The 9,442-nt window shown below is 67.5% G+C and carries 7 protein-coding genes; 6 read left to right on the top strand and 1 reads right to left on the bottom strand.

Features of this window, described 5'->3' with window-relative positions; translation table 11 throughout:
• The first annotated feature begins 83 nt into the window (after nt 1–83).
• The 4 genes from AB3X07_RS18740 (at nt 84) to lpxC (ending at nt 4,952) form a co-directional block, all read left to right on the top strand.
• A complete protein-coding gene (locus AB3X07_RS18740; protein ID WP_369940246.1) occupies nt 84–926 on the top strand; it encodes a cell division protein FtsQ/DivIB in 843 nt (280 codons plus the stop codon).
• Nucleotides 923–2,158 (top strand): cell division protein FtsA, encoded by a 1,236-nt coding sequence (gene ftsA, locus AB3X07_RS18735; protein ID WP_184413574.1) that lies wholly within the window; start codon nt 923–925, stop codon nt 2,156–2,158. Before AB3X07_RS18740 ends, ftsA begins: the two co-directional genes overlap by 4 nt.
• Nucleotides 2,159–2,451: 293 nt before the next feature.
• Nucleotides 2,452–3,672 (top strand): cell division protein FtsZ, encoded by a 1,221-nt coding sequence (gene ftsZ, locus AB3X07_RS18730; protein WP_369940245.1) that lies wholly within the window; start codon nt 2,452–2,454, stop codon nt 3,670–3,672.
• A 368-nt stretch (nt 3,673–4,040) separates the two neighbouring features.
• Nucleotides 4,041–4,952, top strand: a complete 912-nt coding sequence (gene lpxC / locus AB3X07_RS18725) for a UDP-3-O-acyl-N-acetylglucosamine deacetylase (protein WP_369940243.1) — start codon at nt 4,041–4,043, stop codon at nt 4,950–4,952.
• Between the two features lie 149 nt (nt 4,953–5,101).
• Here lpxC and AB3X07_RS18720 read toward each other — a convergent pair whose 3' ends face one another.
• Nucleotides 5,102–5,578, bottom strand: a complete 477-nt coding sequence (locus AB3X07_RS18720) for a DciA family protein (RefSeq protein WP_369940242.1) — start codon at nt 5,576–5,578, stop codon at nt 5,102–5,104.
• Between the two features lie 10 nt (nt 5,579–5,588).
• On the opposite strand from AB3X07_RS18720, the gene AB3X07_RS18715 reads away from it, so the two are divergent.
• Nucleotides 5,589–6,536, top strand: coding sequence for a peptidoglycan DD-metalloendopeptidase family protein (locus AB3X07_RS18715; RefSeq protein ID WP_369940240.1), 948 nt, complete (start codon nt 5,589–5,591; stop codon nt 6,534–6,536).
• Between the two features lie 162 nt (nt 6,537–6,698).
• The gene (gene secA, locus AB3X07_RS18710; protein ID WP_369940238.1) at nt 6,699–9,437 is read left to right on the top strand and encodes a preprotein translocase subunit SecA; all 2,739 of its coding nucleotides are present in this window, start codon (nt 6,699–6,701) and stop codon (nt 9,435–9,437) included.
• The last annotated feature ends 5 nt before the right edge of the window (nt 9,438–9,442 follow it).

Below are 9,442 nucleotides of genomic sequence, written 5' to 3'. Positions count from 1 at the left end.
AGCGGTGCCGCGTGCGCGCCGGCTTTTGCCGTGTCCATTCCCTATTCCCGATTCTCCATTCCCGCGCACCCAAAGGTGCGCCAATGAGCGCCCTGCTGCGCATCCTCGCCTGGCTGCTGGCGCTGGCCCTGGTCGCGCTGCCGGTGGTGGCGGTGCTCAACGGCTGGGTCGGCGCCGAGCGCTGGCCGTTGAGCCGGTTGCAGGTCAGCGGCGATTTCAAGCGCGTGCCGGCCGAGCAGTTGCGGCAGGTGGTGCTGCCGTACGCGCGCCGCGGCTTCTTCGCGGTGCGCCTGCAGGATGCGCAGGACGCGATCGAGCGCCTGCCGTGGGTGGAGAGCGCGCGCGTGCGCAAGCGCTGGCCGGACGTGCTGGAAGTGCGCGTCACCGAACATCGCCCGTTCGCGCGCTGGGGCGCGGACCGCATGCTGTCCGAGCAGGGCCGCATCTTCGCCCTGCCCGCCGAACTGCGCGGCACAGCCCTGCCGCAGTTGGCCGGGCCGGATGCAAAGGCGCAGGAAGTGGTGGCGCTGTACAACGAATCGCGCGCGCTTTTCGCGCCGGCCGGGTTGTCGGTCAACGGCGTGGCGATGGACGCACGCGGCAGCTGGTCGCTGCAACTGGGCGACAACGTGCAGGTGGTGGTCGGCCGCGACGACGCGCGCACCCGCCTGGCCCGTTTCGCCCGCGTGCTGCCGCAACTGTTGCAAGGCGATCAAGGCCCCGTGGCGCGCGCCGACCTGCGCTACACCAATGGCTTTACGGTGGAGCGGGGAATCGTGAATCGGGAACCGGGAATGGAGAAAAAGCCGCCGGCACCGACCCAAACCGCGCGCCATGCGGCGATCGCCGATCCTCCATCCGCGCGCACGAACCCGCTCCTCACCATTCCCGATTCCCGATTCCCCATTCCCGGCTCCAAGACATGAACCGCAAAGGCGACAAATCCCTCATCGTTGGACTGGACATCGGCACCTCCAAGGTCGTCGCGCTGGTCGGCGAGTACTCGCCCGGCAACCCGATCGAGGTGATCGGCATCGGTTCGCACGAATCGCGCGGGCTCAAGCGCGGCGTGGTCGTGGACATCGAATCCACCGTGCAGTCGATCCAGCGCGCGGTCGAGGAAGCGGAGCTGATGGCCGGCTGCGAGATCCGTTCGGTCTACGCCTCGATCTCCGGCAACCACGTGCAGTGCAAGAACTCGCCCGGGATCGTGCCGATCCGCGACGGCGAAGTGACCTGGACCGACCTGGACCGCGTGCTGGAAGCGGCCAAGGCGGTGGCGATCCCGGCCGACCAGCGCATCCTGCACGCGATCCCGCGCGAGTACGTGCTGGACGATTCGCAGGAAGGCATCCGCAACCCGGTCGGCATGACCGGCGTGCGCCTGGAGGTGCACGCGCACCTGGTGGTGTGCGCGCAGTCGGCCGCGGCCAACATCAGCAAGTGCGTGCAGCGCTGCGGCCTGCAGGTGGACGACCTGATCCTGTCCTCGCTGGCATCCTCGGTGGCGGTGCTGACCGCCGACGAGCGCGAGCTGGGCGTGGTGCTGGTGGACATGGGCGCCGGCACCACCGACCTGGCGGTGTTCGTGCAGGGCGCGATCTGCCACACCGCCTCGCTGCCGATCGCCGGCGACCACGTCACCAACGACATCGCGCACATGCTGCGCACGCCGACGCCGGAAGCCGAGCAGATCAAGGTGCGCTACGCCTGCGCCCTGGCGCAGCTGGCCACCGCGGAAGAAAGCATCCAGGTGCCCAGCGTCGGCGACCGTCCGCCGCGGCGCATGCCGCGCCATTCGCTGGCGCAGGCGGTGCAGGGCCGCTACGAGGAGATCTTCGAGATGGTGCAGGCGGAACTGCGCCGCTCCGGCTTCGAGGAACTGGTGCGCGCCGGCATGGTGCTCACTGGTGGCGCCTCGAAGATGGAAGGCGTGGTCGAACTGGCCGAGGAAATGGTGCAGATGCCGGTGCGCGTGGGCATTCCCCAGCACGTCACCGGCCTGGGCGAAGTCGTCGGCAACCCGGTGCACGCCACCGGCGTGGGCCTGCTGTTGATGGGCAGCCAGATCGAACACCCGCGCCGCCCGTCGCTGCCGACTGGCCGCGCCGGCAGCTTGTTCAAGAAATTGAAGAACTGGTATCGCGGCGAGTTCTGATGGAGCCGGGAACAGGGAATCGGGAATTGGGAATAGGTAAGAGCGAAAAGCGAAGAGCGGTGGTTGAGAGAGAGAGTGGAGAGCGGTAGGGCAGGTAGGGCGTAGTTTTTTTGTACTTCCGCCGAGGAGCGGATGGGGGAGTGGAGATCGCTGCTGCGATTCCCCATTCCCGATTCCCCACTCCCGGCTTCCAAACAACAACACTCGCTGAAATGCGGGTGTCGGGCAGGCGAACGGAGCGATCCGATTCCCCATTCCCGATTCCCCATTCACAGCTCAAAGAGGAAACGGACATGGCGCATTTCGAACTGATTGAAAAGATGGCACCCAATGCAGTGATCAAGGTCGTTGGCGTGGGCGGCGGCGGCGGCAACGCGGTCGCGCACATGGTCAGCAGCAGCGTGGACGGCGTGGAGTTCATCACCGCCAACACCGACTCGCAGGCGATCAAGAACTGCGGCGCCAAGCTGCAGCTGCAGCTCGGCACCAACGTCACCAAGGGCCTGGGCGCGGGCGCGAATCCGGAAGTCGGCCGCCAGGCCGCGCTGGAAGACCGCGAGCGCATCATGGACGCGCTGCAGGGCGCGGACATGGTGTTCATCACCGCCGGCATGGGCGGCGGCACCGGTACCGGCGCCGCGCCGGTGGTGGCGCAACTGGCCAAGGAAATGGGCATCCTGACCGTGGCCGTGGTCACCAAGCCGTTCCCGTTCGAAGGCCGCCGCCGCATGCAGGTGGCGCTGAAGGGCATCGAGGAACTGAGCCAGCACTGCGACTCGCTGATCACCATTCCGAATGAAAAGCTGATCACCGTGCTCGGCCGCAACGCCACCATGATCCAGGCGTTCCGCGCCGCCAACGATGTGCTGCAGGGCGCGGTGCAGGGCATCGCCGACCTGATCGTGCGTCCGGGCCTGATCAACGTCGACTTCGCCGACGTGCGCACCGTGATGTCGGAAATGGGCCTGGCGATGATGGGCACCGGCTCGGCGCGCGGCGACGACCGCGCGCAGGCCGCCGCCGAAGCGGCGATCCAGAACCCGCTGCTGGACGACGTCAACCTGGCCGGCGCCAACGGCATCCTGGTCAACATCACCGCCGGCCCGGACTTCACCATGTCCGAGTTCGACGAGATCGGCCGCACCATCGAAGGCTTCGCCTCCGAGGACGCGACCGTGGTGGTCGGCACCGTGCTGGACCAGGACATGCAGGACGAAGTGCGCGTGACCGTGGTCGCCACCGGCCTGAACCGCGCGGTGTCGCGCCAGGCGCAGCGACCGGAGCAGCGCGCACCGATCAAGCTGGTGCGCAACGCCACCACCGGGCAGCCGGAGTTCGGCGACTTCGACCACGGCGGCGACGCGGTGTCCAAGGCGGTCGGCGGTGCGATGGGCCTGGGCCTGCGCCGTCCGAGCGGCGAGGCGATGGGCGCATCCGCGCCGGCGCCGGCGGCGGCCGACCTGCCCAACGACTACCTGGATATCCCGGCGTTCCTGCGCCGCCAGGCCGACTGATGGCGTTCCTGGCGCGACAGTCCGGCGTGCGGATGGCCCAGCCTGGCCATCCGTGGCCAGGTGCGAACCGGTGGGCGACGCGCTGCGTCGCCAGCACACCGTCCGCCCTGCGCCTCGACGCCGCCTGACCGCGCCGGGCCGGCCCGGTGCCGGCCGTCCTACCGTCGCGCGGGAGTCCGCTTGCGCGGCGTGCCGTGCCCTTGCTGCCGGGTCGCGCCGACCCGGCAGGTTTTTGCGCCCGCAACGCCGGCTGGACCAGCGTTGCGTGGATAGGACACTGTGACCGGATTGTTAAAATTTGGCTAAACGCGTGATATTCTCGATTCCGTTCAGTTCCCGTCTGAGCGGACGTTCCCAGACTGTCTCCCATGACCCAGCAACGCACTCTCAAGAACACGATCCGCGCCACCGGCGTTGGCCTGCATAGCGGCGACAAGGTGTACATGACGCTGCGCCCGGCACCGGCCGACCATGGCATCGTGTTCCGCCGGGTCGACCTGGAACCGGCGGTGGAAGTGCCGGCCGATGCCGAACTGGTCACCGAGACCACGCTGTGCACCGGGCTGAGCCGCGGCGAGGCCAAGATCCAGACGGTGGAACACCTGATGTCGGCGATGGCCGGCCTCGGCGTCGACAACGCCATCGTCGAACTGTCCTCGGCCGAACTGCCGATCATGGACGGTTCCTCGGGTCCGTTCGTGTTCCTGCTGCAGTCAGCGGGCATCGTCGAACAGGGCAAGCCCAAGCGCTTCATCCGCATCAAGCGGCCGGTGGAAGTGCGCGACGGCGACAAGATCGCGCGCTTCGAGCCGTACGACGGCTACAAGCTCGGCTTCACCATCCAGTTCGACCACCCGATGATCCCGGCCAAGCAGTCGCGCCAGGAAATCGAGTTCTCGACCATGGCCTACATCAAGGAAATCTCCCGCGCGCGCACCTTCGGTTTCATGCGCGATCTGGAGTACATGCGCGAGCGCAATCTCGGCCTGGGCGGGTCGATGGACAACGCCATCGTGCTCGACGAGTTCCGCGTGCTCAACGACGACGGCCTGCGTTATGCCGACGAGTTCGTGCGGCACAAGATCCTGGACGCGATCGGCGATCTGTACCTGGCCGGCGGCGCCATCCTGGGCGCCTACGAAGGCTACAAATCCGGCCATGCGCTGAACAACAAGCTGGTCCGCGCACTGCTCGCCGAGCAGGCCGCGTGGGAGTGGGTGAGCTTCGATGCCGGCGCGCAGCCGGCGCCGGTGGCCTACGGGGCCGTGGCTTACGCCTAAAGTTCGGCGCCCCGTTGCCGGGGCCGCCTCCGGTCACGGAACCGGGACGCCATCGCCGATGGCGCACTTTCCTTAACTTCTATTTAACGAATCGGTAACGACCTCGCGCCCGGCGCCCGTTAGGATGCGTCGGGTGGCGTCGTGTCTGTCTACGTACGCAGACCGCCGCGGCCGGAGGCCGCGGTTGTTGCGGGCGTAGTGGAATCGACGTCCTGCAAGGATGCCAGCGCGTCGCGCAACCCCTTGTGCGTCGCCGCGGAGACCGGTGCTGGCTTGTTTCTTGCCTGATGCATTGGGGAGTGCGCAGGTGCAGTCGCAATCTTGACGGTCACCCGGGTGGCTTTCAGTCCGAGGGATCGGGCAGCAGCAAGGATGTCGGCCTCGGCCAGCCTCACACGGGCGTGCCAGACCGGAGAGTCAACGAGAAAAACGAGCTGTTCGCCGTTCACATTGGCCAACCGGCAACGGGAGGCGAGGTTCGGCGACAGATGGGGGCGCAACTGTCGGTCCAGCGCATCGAGCCACAAGGCACGTCGCAACGGGTCGCCCACCTTGTCCGCCAGTGCCGCGTCCAACGCCGGCATCGGCGCGGTGGTATGGCCCTCGCCGGACTTTCGCTTAGACATGAAAACTCATATGGCGTTTAAGAAGATCGTAATCAATTCGCGTGAAAAGGGGATCAAGGATCTGCCGTGGCGGCTCCGCGAGTTCGCGGACCGGCGTCCCCTGGCCGTGCTGGGCACGGTCCTCGGCGTGGGCATGGTACTCGGCATCGGCGTCAGCGCCGCGACCGGCTGGGCCGGTTCGGCGCAGTTGCGGGCCAAGGTGCAGAAGCAGGACGCGGAACTGGCGCAGGTGCGCCGCGACGCACAGACCCAGGTCAACGCGCTGGCCGCGCGGCTGGGCGAACTGCAGGCGCAGGCCACGCGCCTGAACGCGCTCGGCGAGCGCCTGACCCGCATGGGCAAGCTGCAGGACGGCGAGTTCGACTTCGACCAGCCGGTCGGCGTCGGTGGCGGCGACGACGAACCCAGCCAGGACATGCCGGCGCAGCAACTGGGCAAGGAGCTGGACGGGCTGCAACAGCAGTTCGCCACCTCCGGCCAGCAGCTGTCGGTGCTCGAATCGCTGCTGTTCGACCACCAGCTCGACCAGAACGCGGTGCCGTCGCGGACGCCGATCCGCAACAGCTACATCACCTCCGGTTTCGGCGGCCGCGCCGATCCGTTCGGCCGTGGCGCCGGCAACCACAAGGGCATCGACTTCCACGCCAATGTCGGCGACCCGGTGCTGGCCGTGGCCGACGGCGTGGTCAGCTACTCGGGCGTGCGCGGCGGCTACGGCAACGTGGTCGAGGTCGACCATGGCAACGGCTATGTCACCCGCTACGCGCACAATTCGCGGCTGTCGGTGAAGGTCGGCGACCTGGTGCGGGTCGGCCAGGAAGTGGCCAAGGCCGGCTCCACCGGCCGCTCCACCGGCGCGCACGTGCATTTCGAGGTGTGGAAGGACGGCGTGGTGATGAACCCGGCCAAGTTCCTCGGCGACGGCGCCACCCCGGTGGGCCGCCGCGGGCGCGGCTGAGCGGCGCGGGGCGGCATCGGCGGCGCTTGAATCGCCGACGGCCGCCCCAAGCTACAATACGCTTTGCCACGACAGGGCGCCTCGCGCCCTGTTTCGTTTGCGGCCCCTCGATTCCCTGGGGGAACGGGCCGTGCTGGCGTTCCTTTCCAACCGGTTCCTTCAATGATCAACAGTCTGCTTACTCGCGTTTTCGGTAGCCGCAACGAGCGCCAGCTGCGCCAGCTCCACCGTATCGTCGCCAAGATCAACGCGCTGGAACCGGAGATGGAGCAGCTCTCCGATGCGCAGCTGCAGGCCAAGACCCCGGAACTGCGCGGGCGCATCGCCGGCGGCGAGACCCTGGACAGGGTGCTGCCGGAAGCGTTCGCGGTGTGCCGCGAGGCCAGCCGCCGCGTGCTGGGCATGCGCCACTACGACGTGCAGCTGATCGGCGGCATGGTGCTGCACCTGGGCAAGATCGCGGAAATGCGCACCGGCGAAGGCAAGACCCTGGTGGCGACGCTGCCGGTGTACCTCAACGCGCTGGAGGACAAGGGCGTGCACGTGGTCACCGTCAACGACTACCTGGCACGCCGCGACGCCGCGCAGATGGGCAAGCTGTACAACTGGCTGGGCCTGAGCGTGGGCGTGGTCTATCCGGGCATGCCGCACAGCGACAAGCACGCCGCCTACGCCGCCGACATCACCTACGGCACCAACAACGAATTCGGTTTCGACTACCTGCGCGACAACATGGCGCTGTCCAAGGCCGACCGCTACCAGCGCGGCCTGAACTACGCCATTGTCGACGAGGTCGACTCGATCCTGATCGACGAGGCGCGCACCCCGCTGATCATTTCCGGACCGGCCGACGATTCGCCGGAGCTGTACATCCGCGTCAACCGCATCGTGCCGCAGCTGACCAAGCAGGAGTCAGAGGAAGGCGAGGGCGACTTCTGGGTCGACGAGAAGGGCAAGCAGGTGCATCTGTCCGAGGCGGGCATGGAGCACGCCGAAGAGCTGCTGCGCGCGGCCGGGATCCTGGCCAACGAGGAGGACCGCCTGTACGGCGCGCAGAACCTCAGCGTGGTGCATCACCTCAACGCCGCGCTGCGCGCGCACGCGATCTACCAGCGCGACGTGGACTACATCGTGCGCGACGGCGAGGTGGTGATCGTCGACGAATTCACCGGCCGCACCCTGCCGGGCCGGCGCTGGTCCGACGGCCTGCACCAGGCGGTGGAGGCGAAGGAAGGCGTGCCGGTGCAGCGCGAGAACCAGACGCTGGCCAGCATCACCTTCCAGAACCTGTTCCGCATGTACAAGAAGCTGTCCGGCATGACCGGTACGGCCGATACCGAAGCCTACGAATTCCAGAGCATCTACGGCCTGGAAGTGGTGGTGATCCCGACCAACCGACCGACCATCCGCAAGGACTGGCCCGACCAGGTGTTCCTCAACCGGCAGGGCAAGTTCAACGCGGTGCTGGCCGACATCGAGGACTGCGCCAAGCGCGGCCAGCCGGTGCTGGTCGGCACCACCTCGATCGAGACCTCGGAGATGCTCTCCGAGCACCTGCGCAAGGCGGGCGTGAAGCACGAGGTGCTCAACGCCAAGCAGCACGAGCGCGAGGCGCAGATCGTCGCCAACGCCGGCCAGCCGGGCGCGGTGACCATCGCCACCAACATGGCCGGCCGCGGTACCGACATCGTGCTCGGCGGCTCGCTGGAAGCGGAACTGCATGCGCTGGGCGATGACCTGAGCGACGCCGAGCGCGCGCGCCTGAAGGCGGCCTGGCAGGAGCGCCACGACGCGGTCAAGGCCGCCGGCGGCCTGCACATCATCGGCACCGAGCGCCACGAGTCGCGGCGTATCGACAACCAGCTGCGCGGCCGTTCCGGCCGTCAGGGCGATCCGGGTTCCTCGCGGTTCTACCTGTCGCTGGAAGACAACCTGATGCGCATCTTCGCCTCCGACTGGGTGCAGAAGGCGATGCGCATGATGGGCATGAAGGAAGACGACGTCATCGAGGACCGCATGGTCAGCCGCCAGATCGAGAAGGCGCAGCGCAAGGTCGAGGCGCACAACTTCGATATCCGCAAGAACCTGCTCGACTTCGACGACGTCAACAACGACCAGCGCAAGGTGATCTACGCGCAGCGCGACGAATTGCTCGATGCCGAGTCGGTGAAGGAGAACGTCGACGGCATCCGCGACGACGTGATCTACGACCTGGTCGCGCGCTTCGTGCCGCCGAACTCGGTGGACGAGCAGTGGGACCTGGCCGGCCTGGAAGCGACCCTGGCCAGCGACCTGGGCCTGCCGCTGTCGTTGACCGACCTGGTCAAGCGCCACGAGGAACTGGACGCGGCCGGCATCGCCGAGAAGGTGCGCGAGGAAGTCGACCGGCACTTCCAGCACAAGGAATCGGCGATCGGCAGCGAGACCATGCGCGCGCTGGAGAAGCACGTGATGCTGACCGTGCTCGACCAGAGCTGGAAGGAGCATCTGGCGCGCATGGACTACCTGCGCCAGGGCATCCACCTGCGCGGCTATGCGCAGAAGCAGCCCAAGCAGGAATACAAGAAAGAAGCGTTCGAGCTGTTCTCGGAGATGCTCGAACACGCCAAGCGCGAAGTGGTGACCCTGCTGGCGCGCGTGCGCATCCGCAGCGAGGAAGAGGTGGCGGCGCTGGAAGCGCAGGAACGCCAGCAGATGGAAGCGCAACTGCGCCAGGCGCAGTTCCAGCACCAGGACGCCGGCGGCTACAGCGCCGACGAGGAAGCCGAGCAGGTGGCGCTGGGCGCCAACCCGCCGCAGGTGGCGCAGGTCACCCGCGAGGCGCCCAAGGTCGGCCGCAACGACCCGTGCCCGTGCGGCAGCGGCAAGAAGTACAAGCATTGCCATGGGCAGTTGAGCTAGCTGTT

The sequence above is a fragment of the Xanthomonas sp. DAR 35659 genome (genome assembly GCF_041242975.1).
Taxonomy (GTDB): Bacteria; Pseudomonadota; Gammaproteobacteria; order Xanthomonadales; family Xanthomonadaceae; genus Xanthomonas_A; species Xanthomonas_A medicagonis.
The sequence above is the reverse complement of the archived record's forward strand: the minus strand, read 5'-3'. Positions and strand labels throughout refer to the sequence as shown.

Excerpts from the sequence above, each read along its gene's own strand:
- ftsA (WP_184413574.1), top strand. The coding sequence starts at position 923 with ATGAACCGCAAAGGCGACAAATCCCTCATCGTTGGACTGGACATCGGC.
- secA (WP_369940238.1), top strand. The coding sequence starts at position 6,699 with ATGATCAACAGTCTGCTTACTCGCGTTTTCGGTAGCCGCAACGAGCGC.
- AB3X07_RS18740 (WP_369940246.1), top strand. The coding sequence starts at position 84 with ATGAGCGCCCTGCTGCGCATCCTCGCCTGGCTGCTGGCGCTGGCCCTG.
- AB3X07_RS18715 (WP_369940240.1), top strand. The coding sequence starts at position 5,589 with ATGGCGTTTAAGAAGATCGTAATCAATTCGCGTGAAAAGGGGATCAAG.
- lpxC (WP_369940243.1), top strand. The coding sequence starts at position 4,041 with ATGACCCAGCAACGCACTCTCAAGAACACGATCCGCGCCACCGGCGTT.
- ftsZ (WP_369940245.1), top strand. The coding sequence starts at position 2,452 with ATGGCGCATTTCGAACTGATTGAAAAGATGGCACCCAATGCAGTGATC.
- AB3X07_RS18720 (WP_369940242.1), bottom strand. The coding sequence starts at position 5,578 with ATGTCTAAGCGAAAGTCCGGCGAGGGCCATACCACCGCGCCGATGCCG.